The sequence below is a fragment of the Pseudoalteromonas sp. CH_XMU1449-3 genome (assembly GCF_037027245.1).
GTDB classification, from domain to species: Bacteria; Pseudomonadota; Gammaproteobacteria; order Enterobacterales; family Alteromonadaceae; genus Pseudoalteromonas; species Pseudoalteromonas shioyasakiensis.
On sequence record NZ_JAYMDY010000004.1, the window covers coordinates 265,363 to 290,414 of the forward strand.

The following is a 25,052-nucleotide window of genomic DNA, read 5'->3' on the forward strand; positions in this document are numbered from 1 at the left end:
TAAACAACTTTCTGTAACTTATTTCAGATAGAGGTAAACATGAAACAATATTCAAAACAGTTCAGCTTAACAGCACTAAGCGCAGCTATCTTATGCGGCTTGAGTGTCTCAGCACACGCAGCTGAAGTAGACGAAGAAGCTGTTCTTGAAGAAGTTGTTGTTAGTGCAAGTCGTTTAAAAGGCACTGCAACAGCTGTTCTAGAAGAGCGTAAACAGCAAGCATTCGTTGCTGATATTATGGGTGCAGAGCAAATTTCACGCAGTGGTGATAGTGACGCTGCTGCAGCGCTACGCCGTGTAACAGGTTTAACACTTGTTGATGGTAAGTTTATTTATGTTCGTGGTTTAGGTGAGCGATATTCAAGTACACAGTTAAATAACTCTGCTGTACCAAGCCCAGATCCAACGCGTTCGGTATTACCACTGGATTTATTTCCATCAGGTATTATCGAAAGTTTATCAGTACAAAAATCGTATTCACCGTCAATGCCAGCGTCTTTTGGTGGTGGTAACGTTGATATTCGTTTGAAATCAATTCCAGATCAATTTGTATTTGATGTGACGGGTCAGCTTGGTTACAACACCAATAACTTTGATGATGGTCTTGAATACAGCGGTGGTTCGGATGACTGGTACGGTGTTGACGATGGCACACGCGAAATTCCACGTCCTATCCTTGATGTATACCAAAGTGGTCAATCGCTTGATGATTTAACACCTGAGCAAAGCCGTGCTTTAGCACTGTCGTTAAATCGCGAATATGATCCAAAATCAGCAAAGGTTGATCCGAATACGAAGTTCACTGCCACATTAGGTAATAGCTTCGAATCAGATAAATGGCGCTATGGTTTCTTATCGTCGCTTAGTTATGATAATAAGCATGTTGTTGCAGATGAGTATCAAGGTCAAGGCTTCTTGATTGGTGAAAACTCAACAACCATGATCCGTGGTTATGACCAAGTACTAAGTACAGAACACACGGTTAAAACATCAGGTATGGTTACTGTTGGTGTTGAGTATGACAAAGCGCATAAAATTGACTACACAGCATTAATCTTACGTGATACTGAAGATAAAATTTCAGACCGTTTAGGTATTGACCAAAACAACAATACCTCAGACAACAAGCGTGTACGCTCGTACGATGTTCGTTATGAAGAGCGTGAGCTGATCGTTAATCAGTTAAAAGGTATGCATACTTTTGATTGGTTGAATTACGCGGGTTTTGACTGGAAGTATTCAATTGGTCGCTCAAACCGTTACGCACCAGGTAACATGGAAACTCGTTTCATCGTTACTGATGCTAACGAAGATGGGTTTTACGATACAGTAAACGAAAGCGCATTAACCAATGCAACAACAGCTGCACGTTACACTTTCCAAGATTTGGATGATGAAGTAGAGAACTACGGTTTTAACTTTACGTTGCCTATTATGTTAGATGGCGTGGATGTTGAGCTTAAATCAGGTGCTGACTTTATATCTAAAGAGCGTTCAGCAACTAACCGTCGTTTTGATATCAATACACGTGCATTCTCAGATGTTGACTTAAACGGAAATGAGTTAAACACCATTTTATCTGATGATGTACTTACAAACGCGTCACTAACGCAGCCAATCTTAAACGACACAACGGTTTCAGGCGATGACTATAAGTCAGCGCAGAAAGTGGATGCATACTACTTCGAAGCTGATTTCTTCTTCAATAACACATGGCGTATTACCGGTGGTTTACGTTGGGAAGATTTCCGTCAAGTATCTGTTCCTCTTGACCCATTTACTGGTGGCCTTGCATCTTCAATCGATTATGATGAGTTAGATCAGCTCGCATTCCGTGAAGATGACGTTTATAGCGCACTTGCTTTAACTTATGTGCAAAACGACGAAACGCAGTGGCGATTAAGCTATGGTGAAACAGTTGTTCGTCCAGATTTACGTGAGATTTCTGATGCAACTTACATCGATCCGCTTACTGAATACCCTGTAGGTGGTACGCCTGGTTTACGTACAACGCAAATCAAAAACTATGATTTCCGCTGGGAAAACTATTTTGATACGGGCGAGAACTTCTCTGTTGGTGTGTTCTATAAAGACATGGTTGATCCAATTGAGTCTGTTCAATCACCTGCACAAGATGGTCCACCATTGGTACGTATTGCTAATGCAGAAGATGGTTATGTTGCTGGTGTTGAATTTGAATACCTGAAAGATTTCGCTTTCTTAGGTGGATTCTGGCAAGACGTGTTCATGACAGGTAACGTGACTTTAAGTGACTCAGAAATCAACATGGACCGTCAGGCGATTGTTGAACAAACAGGGGTTTCTGCAGCGGTTACAAATACAACACGTCGCATGACGGGTCATTCAAAATATGTTGTGAATATGCAGTTAGGTTATGACGCACCTAGTGGGCAACATGCTTCAACACTAATCTATAACGTATTTGGTGAGCGAATTATAATTCCTGGCATTGAAGGTCAAGAAGACTGGATGGAGCAACCTTTCCACTCTCTAGACTTTAACTACACCTATTTCCCTGATTTCAACTCAAGCTTGAAGTTCAAAGTGACGAATATCTTGGGCGCAAAATCTGAAATAGAGTCAGCGGGTACCTTAACTCGTTCTAAAGAGAAAGGCACTGAGTTCTCAATTGAGTACAAATATCAGTTTTAAATCTCTGACCAAGGAAGGATACAATAATAAATCCTAACGTTGATTTAGCCCTGCACTAGCAGGGCTTTTTTGTTTCTGTATTGTCTAAAAAACATTGCGTGTTATGGTAGTTCAACGTGTTTAAACAGGGATTAAAAATGGACTTACGGTTAATTATAAATGGCAAAAAAGCGGCTGATGAGCAGCTTCGTGATGCCATTGGTAAATTTCGAACTCGTCAGCCACTGGCGGTGCGAGTTACCTATGAAGGCGGTGACATTGAGCGCTTTATTAATGAAGCCGTCGCAGAAGGTGTAAAACGTATTGTCGTAGCTGGTGGTGATGGCACCGTTAATGAAGCCGTTAATGCATTAATGAAACTGGAAAAGTCACAACGTTTAGAGCTTGCTATTTTACCTATGGGCACAGCGAATGATTTTGCTACAGCCGCTAATATTCCTCACGGGTACCTGCCAGCGCTGAAACTTGCCGCACAGGGTCAGCCGTATGCAATTGATACGGTAGAGGTTGATAAGCGTTATTTTGTGAACGTAGCCAGTGCTGGCTTTGGGGCAAAAATTACCGCAACCACACCGCCTGCACTGAAAAACTTACTCGGTGGTGGCGCGTATACCTTGGCAGGGCTTGTACAAGCGCTAAGTTTTGTGCCTTACAGTGGCGAGTTAACGCTGCCTGATGGTGAACGAACTTCGGGCGATATTATTGCCGCTGCCGTGTGTAATGGACGCCAAGCGGGTGGCGGTCAGCCCCTTGCGCCCCATGCGTACATAAATGATGGCTTGGTTGATTTAGTGGCGTTTACATCATTTGCAATTTCAGATGTACCAGCGGTTATCGAAGAGCTAAGTAACTATCCTAATTCATCACAACAGTGGGTAAAACGCTTTCAAGTGCCTTGGCTTGAATGGCAAACACAAACAGAAATGCCAATAAACTTAGACGGCGAGCCAATCACCTCAAAACAACAGCGTTTTGAAGTGCATGCTGGTGCGCTAAACATGGTGCTACCAGACGCTTGTACATTACTTAAATAAACGATGATGAAAAATTTTGATGTTACTCGGTTTGCGCTGGTTTTGCTTTGGCCGCAATGCTAGATTACCCCTGTAAAAATTAAATTCTCACGCAATGGACTTTAATTTTTAATAGTTTAGGTAATTTGAATGAATCAAACAGTGGAACAAACAATGAAAAAAGTAGGATTAGTCGGTTGGCGGGGCATGGTTGGCTCTGTGTTATTAGAACGTATGCAGCAAGAAAATGATTTTTCTAATATCGACACGACTTTTTTCACCACCTCACAAACCGGTCAATTAGGCCCTGATCTTGCGGGTCCTGCTAAACCGCTTTTAGATGCCAATGATATCGCTGAGCTTGCGAAGATGGATATTGTTGTTACTTGCCAAGGCGGTGACTATACCAAAGCCGTTTACCCGCAATTACGTGAATCAGGTTGGCAAGGTTACTGGATTGATGCGGCATCGGCACTGCGTATGAGTGACGACAGTATTATTGTGCTAGATCCGGTAAATAAAGACGTTATCAGTGCGGGTTTAGAGCAAGGTGTTAAAACCTATGTGGGCGGTAACTGTACCGTATCACTGATGCTATTAGCACTAGGCGGTTTATTTGAGCAAGACTTGATTGAATGGGTAAGCCCAATGACATATCAAGCGGCGTCTGGTGCAGGCGCTCGCAACATGAAAGAGTTAATTGCGCAAATGGGTGCAATTCACGAAACTGTTGCTGACAAACTTGCAGATCCAAATGCTGCGATTCTTGAGATTGATAAGTTAGTCACCGAAAAAATTGCCTCAAGCGATTTACCACAAGACCAGTTTGGTGTGCCTCTAGCAGGTAGCCTTATTCCTTGGATTGATGTACCAATGCCAAGCGGTCAAAGTAAAGAAGAGTGGAAAGCGCAAGTTGAAGCGAACAAAATTTTAGGTAGTAGCGAACAACCTGTCCCTGTTGATGGCTTATGTGTTCGCATTGGCGCAATGCGTTGTCACTCACAAGCAATGACAATTAAGCTGCGCAAAGACATTAGCGTTGAGAAAATTGAAGAAATTCTTGCTTCTCACAATGAGTGGGTAAAAGTGATCCCGAATGATCGTGACATTACCGCTACAGACTTAACACCTGTAAAAGTAACTGGTACGCTGTCTATTCCGGTAGGTCGTATTCGTAAATTAGCGATGGGTCCAGAGTACATCAGTGCATTTACAGTGGGTGACCAACTGTTATGGGGTGCAGCTGAGCCACTTCGTCGTATGTTACGCATTATTGTTGATGGCCAACATTAATCACACATCTCAATACTAAGGCTAGCAGTTTGCTGGCCTTTTTTAGCACTAAAGGAAAGTAATGCACACCCCTAATAAATGGAAAATGACACCAGAGCGAGTATCGCAGTTCATTAAAACCTACAGTTTTGCTCTGATGGTTGATAGTGAGTTTGAGGCAACTCATTTACCTTTAGTTTATAAACCCGATGAGGGCGAGCTTGGTACTTTATATGGTCATGTGTCACGGGCAAATCGTCATGGAAAAAGCTTGCAAGATACCCGTGTATTAGTGGTTTTTAATGGTCCACATAGTTATATTTCACCGACTTGGTATAGTGAGAAGCCAGCTGTATCGACATGGAACTACGCTGCGGTGCATGCCAAGGGCACAGTAGAATACCTCGATGATGACCACACCTTAGCTTGCTTAGATGAGCTGATTAGCCAATACGAGCCGAGTATTTTAAACGACACCAGTTTATTGCCAGCTGATTATCAAGCCAAGTTACTCCGTGGCATTGTTGGTATTAAAATCGAACTTGATTCAATTCAGGCAAAAGAAAAGTTAGGCCAGCATAAATCGGCTGCGGATCAACAAGGTGTTGTAACAGGGTTAAAATCAGATAAACACCCAGATGCCCAAGCCTTACTTAGCTATATGCTTAAACATAAAGTAGGAATAGGCAGCTAATTTGCATCCCGCAAATGCTGCCAATTGGTTGGAAAGTATCTAGCATGGCTTTGTTAAAAGCATGTTAATTACTAATGTTAAAGTTAGTACATTCCATGTGTCTGTCAACTAAATGTCATATTTTGAGAAAGTAAGATTCGAGTTAAAGCAATCTTAGAAGATATGTAAAACTCATTGATTTTATTTAGTCTAATCTACTTTGCTCCGAAAAAATAAACACTTAATTATTTGCCGAACTTCCAAGGCCTCACTATATTTTCTTAAGTGCTTAGTTGGAAGTTGGCTATGAACATTTCAAAAAAATTAAAACTCGCCTTTGCGTCAGCCATTGCGCTGCCACTCATTATCATTGCTGTGCTTGTAATTACACAAACAAGACAGCAAGCCCTCGATAGTTTTGCCGAGCTTAGTCAAAGAGAAGCAAGACAAGTCGATAATGGTATCAGTATGTTTTTTGCCGAAATCGAAAAAAACGTCGATTACCTTGCATCCCATGCCGCTATCTTAGACGCCAAGCAAGGCGTTAAAACCCATATGCAGTCACCTAGTGCAGAAAAGCTTGATCATTTAAGTGGCAGTAGCACCGAACAAAACGCCTTTAGTTTGTTTGATCACTTTGGCGCCACCCACCCGGGGCTTGCTTATATTTATATGGGTAATGAGCAAGGCGGTTATATTCAATGGCCAGAGGGTGAAGTTACAGCGAATTATGATCCAAGAGTAAGGCCTTGGTACGAAACAGGCAAAGCAGCAGATGGTAAAACAGTAAGAACCAATGCCTATTATTGGGCAGCCGATGACATGGTCATTGTTTCTACTGTTAAAGCGATTAAACAAGCAGGAGAGTTTATTGGTGTGCAGGGCATGGATGTATCCTTGCAGGGCCTTACCGATATTATTGCGAACATTAAACTTGGTGAAACTGGCTATTTAATGTTGATTGAAGATAGTGGCAATGTACTCGTTGACGTTAAAAATGCTGATTACAGGTTTAAGCAGCTAGCACAAGTCAATAACGGAAAATACAAACAGCTCGCTGATAATAATCAGGGGCAATTTGAAATTGACATTAATGGCAAAGATTACTTAGCGAATATTTACACCTCGCAAAAACTAGGCTGGAAATTTATAGGTTTAGTTGAAAAATCTGAAGTGATGAGTGCTGCAAACGCAATGACGATTACTATTTTAGTCATCAGTGCAATCTTGATTGCTGTGTTTATTTTAGTTGCTAGCTATATTTCTAAATTAATTTCTGCACCTATTGTTGAAGTAAGTGATGGTCTTACCGAGATATCGCAAGGTGGTGGTGATTTAACTAAACGTTTAGTGATTAAAACACGCGATGAAACGGCCAAACTGGCTAACAGCTTTAACTTATTTTTGAATTTAATATCGGATTTAGTCACGCAAATTAATGATTGTGCGCAAAATGTTAGTGATACCTCAGCGCAAACATCATCACAGGCGGCACAGTTATCTGGCTCAACATCACAGCAACAACAAGCCCTTGAAATGGCGGCCACAGCAATTAATGAAATGGCAGCGACTGCTAATGAAGTATCTGCTAGTTGTGCCAATGCAGCCGAACTTGCATCGCAAACACAGCAGGCCTCTGAGCTTGGGCAAAGTGTTATATCTGAAACGGTTGATAGTGTTGTGTCTTTGTCTGAGGTGATCACCAAAGCAACCCAAGATATAAACCAACTCGACGCTGAAAGCGAAAACATCATGTCGATATTAAGCGTGATAAGAGGCATTGCAGAGCAAACCAATTTGTTAGCCTTAAATGCAGCAATTGAAGCGGCGAGGGCAGGCGATCATGGTCGAGGTTTTGCGGTTGTTGCAGATGAGGTGCGTGCGTTATCACAAAGGACCTCAGAATCGACAGAAGAAATAGCAAGTCAGTTAGATACGTTACGTAAAATGTCTGATCAAGTGTCAAAAGAGATGACAACCAGCTTAAACCGCACAAACAAAACGGTTGATCTAGCTCATTCAGCACAGCAACAATTTAGCGAAATAACCGCGTCTATCGTCAATATTAGCGATTTAAATACACAAATTGCCACTGCAGCCGAAGAGCAACAGCATGTAGCTGAAGACATTAACCGCAATGTTGTTGAAATAAAAAATGCGGCTGATGATGTAAGCGAAATTGCCGATAGTGCAAGAGGCAATGGAGAGAAACTAAACCTGTTATCGAACACACTGACAGATTTAGTGGGTAAATTTAAAGTGTAATAATACTCTTTGTTTCAAAGACTTTCACATGCTTTAATGGAGTAAATAACTAAAACGAGTAACGAATCCTTCTGTTATTTGATTATAAGAACATAACGCAGGATAACTCCTATAAAATGGCAAATAATGAAAATAGATAATGTGAAGGCTGAAGATTACCCAGAGCTACTTGCTGTATGGGAAAACTCAGTTCGAGCAACCCATGATTTTATAACTGAAGACGACATAGCCTTTTTTAAGCCAATCATCATTGAGCAGGCGTTTCCTAATGTGACTTTAAAGTGCATTAAGGATGAAAATAAAACAATTTTAGGATTCGTTGGCGTACATGAGTGCAAAATAGAAATGTTGTTTATTTTAAATTCCGCAAGAGGTAAGGGTATAGGTAAAGCCCTACTTAACTATGCGGTTGAGCAATTAGCTGCTCACAAAGTGGATGTTAATGAGCAAAACCCACTTGCGGTTGGTTTTTATCAACATATGGGATTTAAAGTTATCTCACGCTCACCTTTTGATGATATGGGTAAACCATTTCCAATATTACACATGGAACTCGTGTAGGAACGGCTTTAGCTGTGAACCATAAATATTCGGCGTTGAAACGCCTCTTATAAACAAACGCGCGAAACAAGTTTCACGCCTACGAAAGAAAACATTGGGCTCTAGGATTTAGGCTCTAGGACGCGATGTAAAATCGCTGCTACTTGTTCGGCTTTGAAACGTCTCCTAGAAACTTTACTCTTGTAACTTGTAACTTTCCCCTCAATCTCGCTAACTTCTCTTATAACGCGCTAAAGCACGACCTACAAACGCGCGAAACAAGTTTCACGCCTACGAAAGAAAACATTAGGCGCTAGGATTCAGGCTATGGGACGCGATGTAAAATCGCTGCTACTTGTTCGGCGTTGAAACGCCTCCTAGAAACTTTCCCCTTGTAACTCGCTAACTTTACTATCGTATCTTACAAACTAAAAAATCATTACTTGTCATACAAATTAATCTGTTGTACTTTCAGGGATTAAGGTTAAAAAATAAAAGGACTTTCAATGGTTAAACTAAATGGATTCACAGTTTTAATTTTGATTGCTATCAGTTCGCTAATAACTTATTTGGTTACTTCATCGAGCAACAATAGTGAGGTGACGGCTACCGTAATAGAGAGCCAAGTTAATAGTGATTCTAATAAAGAAGTGATCTCGGCGAATAACAAAGATATACATCAAAGCACTATTCAAGTTAAACAATTAGCCAGTTCAGAGCCTGAAGGTAATAAGGTGAGTGAAGAGCAAGGTCAACAAACATATTTAGCTGATAGACATTTTTCATCATCAGAATCTGTTACCAATTCATTCATCACTGATAATGGGCAAATTAAACAGCAAAGCGTATTTGGCGCAATCACAATTTCTGAATTTCATGACTTTTTGAATAATGTACGAGTTACTGAAGAAACAGATAATTCAATAGAAAGAGAAGTTAAGCTGCTCGAGATGTTGAATCAAATTCGCACAAACGATGTTTATGCTGAAGACTTTGCTTGCAGAGGTAAAGTCTGTGCTATGTCATTTCACCATGAGGCTAACTCTGATTTTGACCTTGATAAGTTGAGTACTTTTGATGAAAACTACCTTTTCACAAACACATCAAAAGACGAATCAGGTTCAACAGTGACAAGAGTCTTGTTTATTCAAACAGACAACCCATCTCAATTAGTTTTTACCAATGGCTAGTCTTTGTAAGTCGCTATTTATGGCGACAAAACCTTAAACATTTTCATGTAGGAACGGCTTTTGCCGTGAACCATAAATGTTTGGCTTTGAAACGCCTCTTATAAACAAACGCGCGAAACAAGTTTCACGCCTACGAAAGAAAACATTAGGCGCTAGGATTCAGGCTCTAGGACGCGATGTAAAATCGCTGCTACTTGTTCGGCGTTGAAACGCCTCCCGCAAACTTTGCTCTCGTAACTCGCTAACTTTCCCCTCAATCGCGCTAAAGCACGACCTACAACGCGTGAAATAAGTTTCACCCCTATACGATGAATCCCGTAGGAACGGCTTTAGCCGTGAATTTAGATGTTCGCCGTTGAAACGCCTCCTACAAACTTTGCTCTCGTAACTCGCTAACTTTACTCTCGCAACTCGCTAACTCATAACATATCTTTTGCTTAATTAGCTGTACGCGATATGCTGAAGCAACGAATAAAGCATCACATGGGAGTAGCAAATGAATCTCAATCAGGTGACGTTGCCTGTAAAGGATATGAATGAAGCGGTAGCTTTTTACTTAACACTAGGAATGATTCAGATAGTAGATACACCGCATTACGCACGCTTTCAATGCCCAGATGGTGATGCTACATTTTCGCTGTCATTAGAAACTGAAGAGTTTAGTAATAGTGCGGTCATTTATTTTGAACATCAGCAGCTCGATGAGCTCTATGCAAGCCTTGTTAAAAAAGGTATTAGCTTTGAACAGCCGCCAACAGCCCAGCGTTATTTATGGACAGAAGCAATTCTAAAAGACCCATCAGGGAATAAAATTAAATTATATTGGGCCGGAGAAAACCGCTTAAACCCACCATGGAAGGTAGAAAAGCGAGGGTAAAAAAAGGCGCTAGGGTCTAGGTCCTAGCGCCTAATAGCTAAAAACTATTATCTAAAAAGCTTAGCTCCAAAAACGTCACTGCTTTTCTTTCAGTAGTTGTTTGAGTTCAGCCATTTCAGCTTGTAGCTGAGCAATTTGCCCTTTGGTTGCAGGCATGTCGGCATCAGATGTTTGCTCTTCACGGGCGTTACGATGCTCTTCAGACATAACTTCTAAAATTGCACCAACCATCATGTTTAAAAATACAAAGGCTGTTAAGAAGATGAAGGTTAGGTAGAAAATCCAGCTGAGTTCATACACAGCCATCGTTTCATACATAACATCGGTCCAATCCTCGAACGTGGCAATCCTAAATAATGTGAGCATAGAAATAGACACATCGCCCCACAGCACAGGGTTTATATCAGCAAACAGCATGCTACCCATGGCGGCATAAATATAGAAGATCACAAACATGAGTAGGGCGATATAGCCCATTTGTGGAATGGCTTTTAAAAGCGAGTTAACCAGCAGTCTAAGCTCTGGGATCATAGATACAAGTCGCAACACGCGGAAAATACGCAGTAATCGAGCGATAAAAATCGTAGAGCCAGCAGCGGGGTAAAGGCTACCCACCACTATTATAAAATCGAAGATATTCCAGCCTTTGGTGAAAAAGTCTTTAAAACCACGGCTTGCGATAAAGCGGATCACCAGTTCAACTAAAAAGAAAACTGTGATACCTAAGTCCATCCAATGCAAGGCTAGCTCAGCAGTTGGATGTAAAGAGTAGGTGTGTGCACCCACTGTTAGCGCTGAAATAACAATGACAGCAATAACAAATGATTGAAAAATTTTACTTTTATCGATACGCTGAAACAGCTGTTGTAACTGCGACAACATCATATAGAACCCTTTGGTTATAATATTTAAACCCACGCAATATACAGGAAAACGCAGCACCAATGTATAACTACATAAAGGAAATTTAATGTTTTTAAATGCCTTAAAATTGGCCGTGATTGCGACCCTTGCAATACTTTTATCAGCTTGTAGCTCAGATGCCCGTTATCATGAAATTCAATCGGCGCGTTTAAGTGAATGCAATCATATGGCAGATAAAGAGTACCATGAGTGCGTAAAGCGCCAGCAAGACAGCTACGAAGAATTTAAAAAACAACAAGCAGAACATGACTAAAACTGAAAAACGTCTAGATAAGGCTATTCGAGTTGCATTAACGCAAGCGTGCGAACAAGCAAAAGAACAAGTACAGGAATTTTCATGGTTAACGCATACTGCTGACCTAAAAAAGCTACCGCAATCACTAAAAATAAGTTGTTATTGTAAAGAGCTGCCGATAACCGCTGAGCAAACCCAGTTAATTTCCAGTTTAATTATCAAAGAATTGAGCGCTATAGATTTAGCTATCAATGCAAAAGCAATTGCGTTTTTAAAGGAATAATAATGTACGTAAATTTAACCCCTAAACAGATGGTTAGGTTAAATCTAGCCCTTGCTATGTTATTTATTTGTATCGGTGTGTACAGCTTGCAATCAGACTCATTACCTATTTCAAGTTTTACCGGTTTTATATTTGCAATCGGTTTTATGGTACAGGCCTACCGCTCAACAGAAAGATTTGCAGCCAAATCAGCGCTTAGTAAAACACTCACGGCAACAGACACAAGCTTAACGGTTAAGCAGGTTTATTATGGCGATAAAGAAGAGACTCTTGAATTAAGCCGTATTACGCAACTGAAAGTTGCTGATAACTATTTAGCCGTCATATTAGATGGCAACGGCCAAGGTTATGACTTTCAAATAAAAGGCAAAGCTGAAGCAATCACTAAACGTTTAAATGAGATATTGCCAAAGGCGCTGCTTAAAAACAGCCCAATCAAACAGGTTTAATTTGGTAAGCCAGCCGCAAATGGCTATAATCGGCAAAAATTATTGAAAGAGATATAGCAATGGCAGTGCCTACGCGTTCACAAATTTCAATTGGCTGCGAAGTCAACATTGTTTTAAAACAAGATCAACGAACAGGTCAGTTAACTCAAGGTGTGGTGTCACGTATTTTAACTAAATCACCAAACCACCCGCATGGTATTAAAGTTCAACTTGATGATGGTCAAGTTGGGCGAGTGAAAGAGATTTTATCATGAGTGTTTTAAGCGAAAGTGAATTTTGGCAACTTGTGACCGCCGAAGATAAAACTGCTGAGCCTGAGTCTGTTTGTAACGCATTAAAAGCAAAGCTGACTGATTTATCTGACCAGCAGCTGATGGAATTTGATAAGCAGTTTAACCTACGTATGCGTAAAGCCTATACCTGGGATCTATTTGGTGCCGCTTATGTAATGGCCGGCTGTAACGATGATTATGGTTTTTCTGAGTTTTTATGTTGGCTTATTTCACGAGGAGAACAGGCTTTTTTAAAGGCGCTTGAAAACCCGGACTCAATTGCCGAGTGTACGCCAGTTTATCATTTAAACGAACAGCCTTACCCGTATTTAGATGAGTACGATTTAATTGCTGGTATGCTTTACGAAGAACGTAATGATGATGAATTACCCTTTGTGCCATCAGGCCTTGAGCAACCAAAAGGTAAACGCTTTAAAGATAAAGCTAAGTTTTTAAAACAAACCTATCCAAATTTATACGCCAAATATTGGCAACAACCGAGTTAATTAAAAGCACCTAAGGGTGCTTTTTTTTTGTCTTTAGGTTACTTGCTTTTACCATGACAACTCAGTAAGTTATTAAATAATATTAATAAAGTGAATGCTAACATGCGTCAGGAGCTTTTTGAGTTAAAGCAGTATTTAATAAATAAAGGCATCAAAAGAGAAGCCTATGAGATTGATACTTTGCCAATAATTGAAGGGCATTGTATTTACGACGCAAAGAGTCATATTGAGGTCTTTTACTTCGAACGAGGGGTTAAGTTTCAGCAAAAAAAATTCTCTGATGTTGAAGATGCGATAAGTTATTTCAAAGCTGAGTTGCTTTCAGACCCATTTTCTAAATTATAACGTTCATAGGCATAAAGTTTACCAGCAATTTCTTAGTACCCAAATTCAATCATTTTGTGTTATCTTATTCATGCTTAATTCAGCACTATTAACAACATAAATCAGCAGACTAGATTAAAACTGTTTGCTACAACACATATCAAAGGAAATGACAGTGTCAGAAAACGTATATCAAGCCCCAGAATCAAACCTTGCTACAGCATCAACAGAAACAACCACTTTAAGCATGAAAGAAATTTTGTTTTCTTTTAAAGGTCGTATTCCTCGTAAGACCTATTGGTATTCTTTCTTAGGTATTATTGTAGCTTCATTTGTTTTTATGTTCGTAGTTGCATTATTAACAGGTGGTAATGAAACAGCAATCTCTGTGATCACACTGATCTTTTATATCCCACTTATGTGGGTTTCGCTTGCGGTTCAAGTAAAGCGCTGGCATGACCGTAATAAATCAGGTTGGTGGGTACTGATTGGCTTAGTTCCAGTTATTGGTGGTATCTGGGCGTTAATCGAAAATGGCTTTTTAGCAGGTGATGAAGCTGAGAACCGTTTCGGTCAACCTACTAGCTTATAAGCTATACTGTGTGCTCTGAATATCAGAGCACACAAAGTAAATTTACCCGATGAAGCATTTCACTACAATTCAAATAGCTCGATTTATTATTAGCTTTAGTTGGCTTTATCATGGGCTGATGCCAAAACTTATTCACATCGCCCCCCTTGAACTAAAAATGACGGCCAGTTTTGGTTTTAATGCTGAAATTTCAACGCTCATTACCCGAGCAGCTGGCATAGGTGAAATTATATTTGCCGTGCTGTTTTTTATTTTCTATCGTTCAATGTTAATCAATATTCTCAATATAGCTGCTTTAGTTGGGCTAATGCTGTTTGTTGCTGTTTTGCAGCCCGCACTGTTAGTCGAAGCGTTTAATCCTGTAACTACAAACCTTGCCATGATCGCGTTTAGTCTCGTGCTTATAAATGAGCAAAAAGCTTCAAACAAAAACACTAGACCGAGTAACAACGCTTAATTTCATCAATCATGGCATTTGCTAAAGGCGAACTGGCATTTGTTTTTGAGGTGATCAATACCACAGGAATATCGTAGTGATATTTACTCGGTTGAATAGCTTTAAAAATACCTTTATCAACCCAGAACTGTGCGTAGTGATCGGGTAAATAACCAATAAACTCACCTGATAAAATCAAATGTGCAATACCTTCATCGTGATAAGCAACAGCACTGTTTTGATAGTTTAAACCGTCGTTTCGGCTTTCTTTATCGCGCATGTAGTTACTGGTAATGACTTCGGCTTCTTTAATGAGCTCATCTATTTGTTTGTCTTCACACTCAAATAATGGGTGACCGACTGCGCAGTACAAAAAGTTAGTTTCGTTATGTAGGGCGGTGTAATTTAATCCGCGAATATGATGGCGGCTAACACCAATTCCCACCAACGAGCGGCCATTGGCTACTGCGGTTTCTACCTCTCGTGCCTCGCACACATTAATATCAAACTGAATGTTTTTACCTTTGCCTTTTAATCTTGCTATCGCGCGGGGAATGGCACAGCGTGGGTCGCTGACCATGGTATCTATCATGGCAATACTTAAACGTCCCGATAACTCGTTTTTAGAGCTGGCTACCGTATTAGCAAAGGCTTCGCATTGCTGAAGCAATTCTATCGATGCCTGATAAGTGATGGCGCCAGCGTCTGTAATTTCAAAACCACTGCGGCCACGTTTACATAATTTAATACCAAGCCTTACCTCTAAATCTGATAAATGCGCACTGATGGTGGAGCGGCCAATATTCAAACGTGACTCTGCGGCTGAAAGCCCGCCACACTCAACAATTGCTACAAAAACGCGCAATAAGCGCAGGTCTACGTCATGAACTTGCATAGCTCTTCTTTTAGTTCGATAAATCTGGAATGAATAACGATAATTATGCATTTGTAAAACAACTAGAGCAAGCTAGACTCCATCTAAATAAAACTTAATCCTGTTCTTTAGGAGTTATAAATGACATTTAAGTATGGTGTTGACCAATTAACGTTAGACAGCGTTAATGCTATTGCAGCCGGTACGTTACAGGCAGAGCTTTGCCAAGAAGCAATTGATAAAATTAATAAAAGCCGCCAAAACGTAGACAAAATGGCTGCCTCAGATAAAGCCATTTATGGTATCAATACGGGCTTTGGTCCATTGTGTGATACACAAATTTCTCCAGAAGAAACTAACCTATTACAAAAGAACTTATTGATCACACACGCTGTTGGTGTGGGTGAGCCAATCGCTAAACCTATTTCAAAGCTGATGCTAATCACCAAAGTACATGCATTAAGCCAAGGTTTTTCAGGTATTCGTTTAACCGTTGTTGAGCGTATGCTTAAGTTTATTGAACTTGATATTATCCCTGTTGTACCGGAGCAAGGCTCAGTTGGCGCATCGGGTGACTTAGCACCATTATCGCACTTATTCTTACCTCTTTTAGGTGAAGGTGAATTTTGGGTAAACGACACAATCAAGCCAGCAGCAGACGTATTAAAAGAGCACGGTTTAGCGCCTTTAGATTTACACGCTAAAGAAGGCCTAGCATTAATTAACGGTACTCAGTTTATTTTATCGCATGCCATTACTGCGCTTACTAAAATGCGTTACTTATTAGACCTTGCTGATGTAGCAGGTGCTATGAGTATTGAAGGTATGCAAGGTAGCGAATCGCCGTTCCGTGAAGAGTTACACGCAATTCGTGCTTTTAAAGGTAACGTTGAAGTTGCAGCGCGCATGCGTAGCTTTTTTGCAGGCTCTGAAAACATGGCTTCACACACTGATTGTGACCGTGTTCAAGACCCTTACTCATTACGTTGTATTCCACAAGTCCATGGTGCATCACGTAACGCGTATTACCACTTAAAAGAGCTTGCTGAAACAGAAATGAACTCTGTTACAGATAACCCAATTGTGATTAGCGAAGAAGAAGCTATTTCGGGTGGTGGTTTCCACGGCCAACCACTTGCTATGGTTTTAGATTACGCATCAATCGCAGCGGCAGAGCTTGGTAACATTGCTGATCGTCGTTGTTACTTATTGCTTGAGGGCTTACACGGCTTACCTCGCTTGTTAACGACATCGGGTGGCTTAAACTCAGGCATGATGATCCCGCAATATGTGACTGCGGCACTGGTAACAGAAAATAAATCATTGTGTTTCCCGCCATCAGCAGACAGCGTACCAACATCAATGGGTCAAGAAGATCACGTATCTATGGGTAGTATCTCTGGTCGTAAGTTAAACCAGATTTTAGGTAACCTTGATAAAATCTTTGCTATTGAGCTGATGTATGCAGCACAAGCAATCGAATTTAGACGTCCTAACAAGTGTTCAGACATCATTGAAGAAAACTTTGCGCTAATTCGCAGCAAAGTTGCCAAGCTAGAAGAAGACCGCTTACTTAAGCCAGATATTGATGCCATGGTAGAACTTGTTAAATCGCAAGCGTTTAAAGTTAACTAAGGGAGCAAATAATGACTTTTCAAGAACAAATTAAGCAAGGTATCCCAAGCGTATTGCCAGAGCCAAAACCGTATCCAAGTGATGCAAACCGAGCTCCAAAACGTAAAGACATTTTATCGGCTGACGAAAAGCAATTAGCTATTCGTAACGCATTGCGTTATTTCCCTAAAGAATGGCACAAAGAATTAGCCGCTGAATTTGCCGCTGAGCTTAAGCAATTTGGCCGTATTTACATGTATCGCTTTAAGCCTAACTATGAGCTTAAAGCGCGCTCAATCAGCGATTACCCGGCTAAATGCGAACAAGCTGCCGCTATCATGTTAATGATCGACAATAACCTTGACCCTGCCGTAGCACAGCATCCTGAAGAGCTAATCACTTACGGTGGTAACGGTGCGGTATTCCAAAACTGGGCGCAGTACTTATTAACTATGAAGTACTTAAGCGAAATGGAAGAAGATCAAACGCTTCATATGTATTCTGGTCACCCTATGGGGTTATTCCCATCATCAGTAGAAGCACCGCGCGTGGTTGTGACTAACGGTATGATGATCCCGAACTATTCAAAGCCGGATGACTGGGAAAAATTCAATGCACTAGGTGTAACTCAATACGGTCAAATGACTGCGGGTTCATTTATGTACATTGGCCCACAAGGTATTGTTCACGGTACAACTATTACCGTAATGAATGCGTTCCGTAAAGTGCTCGAAAAAGGCGAATCACCAAAAGGTAAGATCTTCTTAACTGCTGGTTTAGGCGGTATGAGTGGTGCGCAGCCTAAAGCGGGTAACATTGCTAACTGTATTACCGTGTGTGCTGAGGTTAACCCTAAGGCAGCTATTAAGCGTCATCAACAAGGTTGGGTTGATGAGCTAATCGATAACATGCCAGAGCTTGTTGAGCGTGTACGTACGGCTCAGCAAAATGAAGAAGTGGTTTCAATTGCCTTTATCGGTAACGTGGTTGATGTATGGGAAAACTTCTTAGCAGAAGATATTTTCATTCACTTAGGTTCAGACCAAACTTCACTTCATAACCCATGGTCAGGCGGTTACTACCCGGTTGATATCAGCTATGAAGAGTCAAATCGTTTAATTCGTGAAGAGCCAGAAGTATTTAAAGAAAAAGTACAAGCGACGCTTAAGCGCCACGCCGATGCTGTAAACAAGCACACGGCAAAAGGTACTTACTTCTTTGATTATGGTAATGCGTTCTTGCTAGAAGCATCACGCGCTGGTGGCGATGTAATGGCTGAAAACGGTATTGATTTTAAATACCCATCATACGTACAAGATATTCTTGGCCCAATGTGTTTTGACTACGGTTTTGGCCCGTTCCGCTGGGTATGTACGTCAGGTAAACCTGAAGATCTTGATAAAACAGATGCGATTGCTGCAGACGTTTTAAATAAAATCATGGCGGACTCGCCTGAAGAGATCCAACAGCAAATGCAAGACAACATCACCTGGATCAAAGATGCGAAGCAAAACAAACTTGTTGTTGGTTCGCAAGCTCGTATTCTTTATGCAGACGCACAAGGCCGCGCTGAAATCGCTAAAGCCTTTAATGATGCCATTAATCGTGGAGAAATTGGTCCGGTTGTACTTGGGCGTGACCACCATGATGTAAGTGGCACTGATTCACCTTTCCGTGAAACATCAAACATCTATGATGGTAGCCGCTTCACAGCAGACATGGCGATTCACAATGTAATTGGTGATGGTTTCCGTGGTGCTACTTGGGTATCTATTCACAATGGTGGCGGTGTAGGCTGGGGCGAAGTGATCAACGGTGGTTTTGGTATGCTACTAGATGGTAGTGAAGCTGCCGAGCGTCGTTTGAAATCTATGCTATTATTTGATGTAAACAACGGTATTGCTCGTCGTAGTTGGGCGCGTAACGAAGAAGCTAATTTTGCGATTAAACGTGAAATGGCTCGTACCCCTAAACTTAAAGTGACCTTGTCTAATAACGTTGATGATGAAGTTTTATCAAACTTAGATTTCTAAGTTGTGTCAATGCAAAAAGGCCATGTTGTAAACGCAACATGGCCTTTTTTATTGCCAAAAATTATTAAATAGCGCATCGTTTAGGGAATAAATTTTTAGCTTAGCGAATAAGGAGATAGATATGACTAGACTACTTACTGGTGGATGCTGCTGCGGCGAAGTGAGTTATAAAGTTGCTGATAACTTTAGGCGTTTTTTCTTCTGCCATTGCGAACAATGCCGCAAACTAACTGGCACTGCCCATGCTGCAAACTTGTTTACCTCGCCTGATGCTATCGAATGGATTAAAGGTCAACATCACATCACGCGGTTTAATTACCCTGGACGTGCATTGTCTAGAGCGTTTTGTAAAACCTGTGGCTCAGCGCTGCCATTTGAATCACAAGACAGTAAATATCTACTTGTACCTGCAGGCAGTTTAAATGAAGAGCCAAGTAAGGAATTAGACGCGCAAATATTCTGCGAAGAGCAAGCCGAATGGCATAAAAAAGGATTAAATGGCAAAAAGCAGATAGGTTTTGGTCGCGATTAAGCCTGATTAAAGAGTAAAGTTAGCGAGATACGAGAGTAAAGTTAGTGAGGTACGAGAGTAAAGTTAGTGAGGTACGAGAGTAAAGTTAGTGAGGTACGAGAGTAAAGTTAGTGAGGTACGAGAGTAAAGTTAGTGAGGTACGAGAGTAAAGTTAGTGAGGTACGAGAGTAAAGTTAGCGAGATACGAGAGTAAAGTTAGCGAGTTTCAAGTTTGTAGGAGGCGTTTCAACGCCGAACAAGTAGCAGCGATTTTACATCGCGTCCCAGAGCCTAGATCCTAGTGCCTAATGTTTTCTTTCGTAGGCGTGAAACTTGTTTCGCGCGATATTATGTAGGTCGTGCTTTAGCGCGTTAAAAGAGAGTTTAGCGAGATAAGAGAGTATAGTTTGCGAGATTCGAGGGTAAAGTTAGCGAGATACAAGAGTAAAGTTAGCGAGTTACAAGTTTGTAGGAGACGTTTCAACGCCGAACAAGTAGCAGCGATTTTACATCGCGTCCCATAGCCTGAATCCTAGCGCCTAATGTTTTCTTTCGTAGGCGTGAAACTTGTTTCGCGCGATACTATGTAGGTCGTGCTTTAGCGCGTTAAAAGAGAGTTTAGCGAGATGCGAGATTAAAGTTTGACCAGTTGGTCGAGTTTGATTAATCTGTAAAACACATTTTAAAAGGAGGTTTAACATGTTTAAAGTTTTAACCTTAGCTGCTTTAGTCTCGTTAGCAGTACCTACTAACGCAAATGAAATTACAGCTGAGTTTCTTAAAAAAGAGCTTGAACTTGCTCATTCTCAGTACATCAAAGGTTCGAGCGATAGTGCGCTTTATGCGTTAAATGCACTAGCAAGAATTCTTGAGCTTGATAGCGCTAAAACGCTGCAAACAGAATTAGGTCCTAATAATCTTGCTTTTACTTATTTGCGCATTGGACTCATTTATGAGCATGAAGGTGATCAGCATCAAGCCAATAGCTACTTTGCAAAAGCGATGAATGCTCACCAAGGCGAAAAACTTAAGCTTGCAGAGCTTAAAGCGTATATAACTAAATTAGATAAATCAGCTGCTCACTTAATTTAAATATAATTGGAAATACAAGGAAGACGATGATCAAATGGCACGAACTAAATAAATACCAAAAAGCTGCATTTTGGTGCTTGATAGCTATTGTTGGTTGGTTCTCACCTGAGATTGCACTGTTATTTCATTTTGGTGGAATAGAAGTTGTATTTGCGTTTTTAGCAATGTACAGCTTGCCTATCATCAGAGTCGTGCGTTCTTACCTTCAAAAAATTAGAGAAAATCTGTTACTTGCCTATGTGTCATTTCAAAAAAGTGCCTCTGGTAAACCCAACGTCTTTTTAATGCAAACGGCATTTTGCTGTCTTGCAGTTGCACTCACCGGCTCATTCTCTTTTGCAATGGTATTTTTAATGCCAGGAATGATGTTAAACAATATGCTTGTTTAATTGGGTTAAAGTTAGCGACATACAAGGGTAAAGTTAGCGAGTTACAAGTTTGTAGGAGGCGTTTCAACGCCGAACAAGTAGAAGCGATTTTACATCGCGTCCTAGATCCTAAACCCTAGTACCTAATGTTTTCTAACGTAGGCGTGAAACTTGTTTCGCGCGTTTGTAGGTGGTGCTTTAGTGCGTAAGGTATAAATTTAAAGGTTATTGCACAAATGGATTTAGATGAATTAAATGCTTACCTCGCAAGGTTGCATGGGCAGGCAACAGTTGAAAAAATTAATGTACCAACAGAACAAGCTTCTGGTTCCTTAAAAATAAAGTTTAATGGTGATATTGGTACTAGAGACAACGGGGAAATAGAAGTAGAGTTTTTAGATGTTGATTCTTTAAGTTTAGCATTTAGTTTAGTTGGGCCTATTAAAATTGTTATCGCAAATGAGCTTGTATCAAGCTACCTAAATGAGAATTACCTAGAAACAAATTTTAACTTTTATCAATTAATTGATGATGTAGGAGTTAAATGGTGGATATACGCTAAAAACTTTAGAGCAAAGAAATTGCCTGCTTTTTACAAATAATGTTTAAATTTTATAGTTTATTTTCGACCGTAAAAAAATTACTTAAATCAAAGGTTATCATGAACGAACAAGATCAGGTTGCTTTAAACAACATTGAACACTTTGGATGCCATGTATTGAAAGTTATGGAAGGGGAGGATGCGCCTGAATTTACTTACTCAATTGGTATTAATAAAAAACAGAAGAAACCGGACTTAATCATTCTAGGTTTAGATAATTCATTGGCTCACTCAATGATTAATAACTACAAAGATAGATTACTTAAAGGTGAGGTTTTTGAAGTAGGCAAATTTTATAGTGATTTTCTTGAAGGCTTCGATGTGACTTTCATCTATGTAGATAGTTCACATTATAAAGAATACTTAGGTTATGGCCTGTGGTTACATAATGGAAGTAATTTTAAGATGCTTCAAATGGTATGGCCAACAACAAAAGGTTTATGGCCATGGGATGAAGGTACTTCTGATTATTATCAATGGGCACAACCTATATTAAATAAGACAGGAATAATCGAAAAAGTTTGTTTGTAGGAGGCGTTTTAACGCCGAATAACTCAGAATCACGGTCCAATCCGTTCCTTCGAGTCCAATAAAAAACACTGTAAATTATGAATGAATTGATAGAGATAGGTTTAAGCACTGTAAAGCGACATCCGTCTTTACCGTTTTCGATTTACTGCGCTAATGATGAACAACATATTGTAAATGTGCCTATCGCAAACCCATTACTTGTCGTTGTATTATCTGGCAGCAAAACGCTAATAGATACAGAAGAAGTTAACTGCAATGCAGGTGATTTTGTCTTTATGGCAAATACACCACAGGTTGCGATGCGTAACATTCCGCGAAACTTTGGCTATATTGCGTATTGATTGAATTTGATTACACCGACTTTGAGTGTTTGAAATATCGAGCCGGCGCAAAGAAAAAGTTTATTACTGGGCAAGTCGATTCACTGTTTAAAATGACCCTGAAACAATTCATTGAATGGGCTGCAGTAACACCACCACAATTATGGCCAATAAGAAGACAAGAGCTGCTGCAAGTGTTATTTTCACAGGGCTTCAAAGACTTAGGTTCAATTATTGAGCCACCAACACTGACTCACAAAGTACATACTATTATCGCGAGTGATTTAACGCGTGATTGGGATGCAAGCAGTATTGCAACGACGTTAGCGATGAGCGAATCGACACTCAGAAGAAAGCTAACCGCAGAAGACAGTAGTTTTCAGTTAATTAAAGATAACGCGCGTTTAAGCCATGGACTACACTTGATTCAAAGTAGCTCACAGTCTATTGGCAGCATTGCACAGCAATGTGGTTTTTCGTCGCAATCTAGATTCACCGATAAGTTTAAACTTTTGTTTAATACGACTCCAACAGCCCTTCGTAAAACAATAATGAGCGAAGCAGGCTAATAATTGACAGTTTTGGTACTAATTTGATCTGTCTTTGCTAGGTATTATGATTATTCTTATTAATCGGAGAATATTATGAAATCATCAACATTGAAAATTGCTACACCGTTATTTTTGCTATGTTTATCTGGCACCACATTCGCTGAAACATTTACTCTAACAAGCAAAGACATTGCCCATGGTGACTTTATGGGGAGTGCGCAAGAGTTTAAAGGGTTTGGTTGTAATGGCGATAACCTTTCTCCACAACTTGCTTGGCAAAATGCACCTAAAGGAACTGAAGCATTCGCATTGACCGTTTATGATCCAGACGCGCCTACAGGGAGTGGCTGGTGGCATTGGCAAGTTGTGAATATCCCTAAGTCGGTATCAAGTTTAGCAAGCGGTGCAGGCAGTGCAGAGAAGAACGCAATGCCAAAAGGCAGTGTGCAGATCACAAATGATTATGGTTTCAAAGGCTTTGGCGGCGCTTGCCCACCGGAGGGACATGGCGCTCACAGATATCAATTTACACTACATGCGTTATCACAAAAACTTGAATTACCAGAAAACGCATCAGGTGCGTTAGCAGGTTATATGATTAATGCCTATTCGCTTGATTCAGCAACAATTGAAGCGCTTTATAAGCGTTGAGAGAGTAGCGAGCTGCAAGAGTAAAGTTAGCGAGATACAAGTTTGTAGGTCGTGCTTTAGCGCGTTAAAAGGGTAAAGTTAGCCAGTTTCGAGGGTAAAGCTTGTAGGAGGCGTTTTAACGCCGAACATCTGAGGTTCACGGCTGAAGCCGTTCCTACGTGAAAATTTCCACGGTTTTTGTCGCCATAAATGACGACCTACATGGGCACTCGTAGGCGTGAAACTTGTTTCGCGCGATATAATGTAGGTCGTGCTTTAGCGCGTTAAAAGGGTAAAGTTAGCCAGTTTCGAGGGTAAAGCTTGTAGGAGGCGTTTTAACGCCGAACATCTCAGGTTCACGGCTGAAGCCGTTCCTACGTGAAAATTTCCATGGTTTTTGTCGTCATAAATGGCGACCTACAAGGGCACTCGAAGGCGTGAAATTTGTTTAGCGCGTTTGTAGGTCGTGCTTTAGCGCGTTAAAAGAGTAAAGTTAGCCAGTTTCGAGGGTAAAGCTTGTAGGAGGCGTTTTAACGCCGAACAAGTAGCAAAGATTTTACATCGCGTACCAGAGCCTAAATCCTAGTGCCTAATGTTTTCTAAAGTAGGCGTGAAACTTGTTTCGCGTGTTTGTTTTTAAATAGTCGCGGCGAAAAGACGCCGCTGCTTGTGAAACTGTATAGGCTCTAAAATCCTGACTCGCATCTCGCATCTCGCATCTCGCATCTCGCATCTCGCATCTCGCATTTCGCATCTCGCATTTCGCATCTCGCATCTCGCATCTCGCATCTCGCATCTCGAAACTCGCAACTCAATGGTATGGACTCCCCACCTTTATCAAAATCGACTAAGGTGAAAGTGACAAACAAAAAGGAGCCCATACCATGACACAGTCTAGCACTATAACGATTGATTTAGCCAAAACAGTATTTCAAGTCGCTTTCTTTAATAAGTTCGGTGTTTTGAAGTCGAATGAGAAAATGACTGAACACAAGATGCTTTCGTTTATTGTTAACCATCCAGAAGCACTTATATGTATGGAAGCTTGTGGCAGCGCTCACTATTACGGTCGTAAATTTGAAGGACAAGGACACAAAGTTAAGTTACTCCCTCCTCACATAGTTGCCAAGTACCGAGCAGGTAATAAAAACGATGCAAATGATGCTTTGGCAATTTATGAGGCACTTAAACGCCCAAATATTTATTCTGTTGCGGTAAAATCAATTAGCCAACAAGACCTTGCATCATTACTTAAGCTTCGCAAAGGGTATATAAAACAGCGAACACAGGTGTCGAACAGAGCTCGTGGTTTAGGTGCAGAATACGGTGTTAAGCTGCCTGAAGGTATTACGTCACTCAAAAAGCGTTTACCAGATATCCTTGAAGATGATGGTAATCAATTA

Annotated in this window: 29 protein-coding genes; 27 read left to right on the plus strand and 2 right to left on the minus strand. The window is 40.6% G+C overall.

Annotation, left to right across the window (positions count from 1 at the left end; genetic code table 11):
* Nucleotides 1–39 precede the first annotated feature (39 nt).
* The 8 genes from WA256_RS07575 to WA256_RS07610 all read left to right on the plus strand — a co-directional run bounded on the left by WA256_RS07575 (nt 40) and on the right by WA256_RS07610 (nt 10,503).
* Nucleotides 40–2,673 (plus strand): TonB-dependent receptor domain-containing protein, encoded by a 2,634-nt coding sequence (locus WA256_RS07575; RefSeq protein WP_062565602.1) that lies wholly within the window; start codon nt 40–42, stop codon nt 2,671–2,673.
* Nucleotides 2,674–2,810: 137 nt separating this feature from the next.
* On the plus strand, nt 2,811–3,707 hold the full coding sequence (gene yegS / locus WA256_RS07580) for a lipid kinase YegS (protein WP_335990261.1): 897 nt from the start codon (nt 2,811–2,813) through the stop codon (nt 3,705–3,707).
* 129 nt (nt 3,708–3,836) lie between these two features.
* A complete protein-coding gene (gene asd / locus WA256_RS07585) occupies nt 3,837–4,979 on the plus strand; it encodes an aspartate-semialdehyde dehydrogenase (RefSeq protein ID WP_063529240.1) in 1,143 nt (380 codons plus the stop codon).
* A 61-nt stretch (nt 4,980–5,040) separates the two neighbouring features.
* Nucleotides 5,041–5,652 (plus strand): FMN-binding negative transcriptional regulator, encoded by a 612-nt coding sequence (locus tag WA256_RS07590; protein WP_063529241.1) that lies wholly within the window; start codon nt 5,041–5,043, stop codon nt 5,650–5,652.
* Between the two features lie 285 nt (nt 5,653–5,937).
* Nucleotides 5,938–7,896 (plus strand): methyl-accepting chemotaxis protein, encoded by a 1,959-nt coding sequence (locus WA256_RS07595; protein WP_063529242.1) that lies wholly within the window; start codon nt 5,938–5,940, stop codon nt 7,894–7,896.
* A gap of 126 nt (nt 7,897–8,022) precedes the next feature.
* Nucleotides 8,023–8,457, plus strand: a complete 435-nt coding sequence (locus WA256_RS07600) for a GNAT family N-acetyltransferase (protein ID WP_335990265.1) — start codon at nt 8,023–8,025, stop codon at nt 8,455–8,457.
* Nucleotides 8,458–8,942: 485 nt separating this feature from the next.
* Nucleotides 8,943–9,626, plus strand: coding sequence for a hypothetical protein (locus WA256_RS07605; RefSeq protein WP_335990267.1), 684 nt, complete (start codon nt 8,943–8,945; stop codon nt 9,624–9,626).
* Between the two features lie 496 nt (nt 9,627–10,122).
* The gene (locus WA256_RS07610) at nt 10,123–10,503 is read left to right on the plus strand and encodes a VOC family protein (protein ID WP_250660596.1); all 381 of its coding nucleotides are present in this window, start codon (nt 10,123–10,125) and stop codon (nt 10,501–10,503) included.
* Between the two features lie 75 nt (nt 10,504–10,578).
* Here the strand turns inward: WA256_RS07610 and WA256_RS07615 are convergent, their stop codons facing one another.
* Nucleotides 10,579–11,385: an ion transporter gene (locus WA256_RS07615; RefSeq protein ID WP_171037160.1), complete on the minus strand. Its 807-nt coding sequence runs from the start codon at nt 11,383–11,385 to the stop codon at nt 10,579–10,581.
* Between the two features lie 88 nt (nt 11,386–11,473).
* Here WA256_RS07615 and WA256_RS07620 point away from each other — a divergent pair, with 88 nt between their 5' ends.
* From WA256_RS07620 to WA256_RS07655, 8 genes are all read left to right on the plus strand, one after another.
* Entirely contained in the window at nt 11,474–11,680 is a 207-nt protein-coding gene (locus WA256_RS07620; protein ID WP_054563817.1) for a hypothetical protein, read from the plus strand.
* A complete protein-coding gene (locus WA256_RS07625) occupies nt 11,673–11,945 on the plus strand; it encodes a hypothetical protein (protein ID WP_335990270.1) in 273 nt (90 codons plus the stop codon). Before WA256_RS07620 ends, WA256_RS07625 begins: the two co-directional genes overlap by 8 nt.
* 2 nt (nt 11,946–11,947) lie before the next feature.
* Nucleotides 11,948–12,394, plus strand: coding sequence for a hypothetical protein (locus WA256_RS07630; RefSeq protein WP_335990273.1), 447 nt, complete (start codon nt 11,948–11,950; stop codon nt 12,392–12,394).
* A 59-nt stretch (nt 12,395–12,453) separates the two neighbouring features.
* Nucleotides 12,454–12,648 (plus strand): YwbE family protein, encoded by a 195-nt coding sequence (locus tag WA256_RS07635; RefSeq protein ID WP_036971837.1) that lies wholly within the window; start codon nt 12,454–12,456, stop codon nt 12,646–12,648.
* Nucleotides 12,645–13,172, plus strand: coding sequence for a DUF4240 domain-containing protein (locus WA256_RS07640; protein ID WP_062565591.1), 528 nt, complete (start codon nt 12,645–12,647; stop codon nt 13,170–13,172). Before WA256_RS07635 ends, WA256_RS07640 begins: the two co-directional genes overlap by 4 nt.
* Nucleotides 13,173–13,274: 102 nt before the next feature.
* On the plus strand, nt 13,275–13,517 hold the full coding sequence (locus tag WA256_RS07645; protein WP_250660597.1) for a hypothetical protein: 243 nt from the start codon (nt 13,275–13,277) through the stop codon (nt 13,515–13,517).
* 154 nt (nt 13,518–13,671) lie between these two features.
* Nucleotides 13,672–14,088 carry a DUF805 domain-containing protein gene (locus WA256_RS07650; RefSeq protein ID WP_082665559.1) on the plus strand — a complete coding sequence of 139 codons (417 nt, stop codon included), beginning with the start codon at nt 13,672–13,674 and terminating at the stop codon, nt 14,086–14,088.
* 49 nt (nt 14,089–14,137) lie between these two features.
* Complete coding sequence (locus WA256_RS07655; RefSeq protein WP_304637927.1) at nt 14,138–14,545, plus strand: DoxX-like family protein; 408 nt, start codon at nt 14,138–14,140, stop codon at nt 14,543–14,545.
* Here WA256_RS07655 and WA256_RS07660 read toward each other — a convergent pair.
* Complete coding sequence (locus WA256_RS07660) at nt 14,523–15,419, minus strand: LysR family transcriptional regulator (protein WP_058584229.1); 897 nt, start codon at nt 15,417–15,419, stop codon at nt 14,523–14,525. The genes WA256_RS07655 and WA256_RS07660 overlap by 23 nt on opposite strands.
* A 120-nt stretch (nt 15,420–15,539) precedes the next feature.
* Between WA256_RS07660 and hutH the strand changes: the two genes are divergently transcribed.
* The 11 genes from hutH to WA256_RS07715 all read left to right on the plus strand — a co-directional run.
* Nucleotides 15,540–17,033 (plus strand): histidine ammonia-lyase, encoded by a 1,494-nt coding sequence (gene hutH / locus WA256_RS07665; protein ID WP_335990285.1) that lies wholly within the window; start codon nt 15,540–15,542, stop codon nt 17,031–17,033.
* A gap of 11 nt (nt 17,034–17,044) precedes the next feature.
* Nucleotides 17,045–19,045 (plus strand): urocanate hydratase, encoded by a 2,001-nt coding sequence (locus tag WA256_RS07670; protein WP_335990288.1) that lies wholly within the window; start codon nt 17,045–17,047, stop codon nt 19,043–19,045.
* A 121-nt stretch (nt 19,046–19,166) separates the two neighbouring features.
* On the plus strand, nt 19,167–19,577 hold the full coding sequence (locus tag WA256_RS07675) for a GFA family protein (protein ID WP_335990290.1): 411 nt from the start codon (nt 19,167–19,169) through the stop codon (nt 19,575–19,577).
* Nucleotides 19,578–20,255: 678 nt separating this feature from the next.
* On the plus strand, nt 20,256–20,648 hold the full coding sequence (locus tag WA256_RS07680) for a hypothetical protein (protein WP_269408511.1): 393 nt from the start codon (nt 20,256–20,258) through the stop codon (nt 20,646–20,648).
* Between the two features lie 26 nt (nt 20,649–20,674).
* A complete protein-coding gene (locus WA256_RS07685; RefSeq protein ID WP_295509969.1) occupies nt 20,675–21,037 on the plus strand; it encodes a hypothetical protein in 363 nt (120 codons plus the stop codon).
* A gap of 215 nt (nt 21,038–21,252) precedes the next feature.
* Complete coding sequence (locus WA256_RS07690; RefSeq protein ID WP_135926487.1) at nt 21,253–21,618, plus strand: hypothetical protein; 366 nt, start codon at nt 21,253–21,255, stop codon at nt 21,616–21,618.
* Nucleotides 21,619–21,677: 59 nt separating this feature from the next.
* Nucleotides 21,678–22,148, plus strand: a complete 471-nt coding sequence (locus WA256_RS07695; RefSeq protein WP_058584388.1) for a DUF4262 domain-containing protein — start codon at nt 21,678–21,680, stop codon at nt 22,146–22,148.
* A 77-nt stretch (nt 22,149–22,225) separates the two neighbouring features.
* A complete protein-coding gene (locus tag WA256_RS07700; protein ID WP_335990302.1) occupies nt 22,226–22,489 on the plus strand; it encodes a hypothetical protein in 264 nt (87 codons plus the stop codon).
* Between the two features lie 29 nt (nt 22,490–22,518).
* On the plus strand, nt 22,519–23,037 hold the full coding sequence (locus tag WA256_RS07705; RefSeq protein ID WP_335990303.1) for a helix-turn-helix domain-containing protein: 519 nt from the start codon (nt 22,519–22,521) through the stop codon (nt 23,035–23,037).
* A gap of 75 nt (nt 23,038–23,112) precedes the next feature.
* On the plus strand, nt 23,113–23,670 hold the full coding sequence (locus WA256_RS07710) for a YbhB/YbcL family Raf kinase inhibitor-like protein (protein WP_130167568.1): 558 nt from the start codon (nt 23,113–23,115) through the stop codon (nt 23,668–23,670).
* Between the two features lie 863 nt (nt 23,671–24,533).
* The coding region (locus WA256_RS07715) for a transposase (protein WP_335990306.1) at nt 24,534–25,052 on the plus strand (519 nt) is incomplete at its 3' end.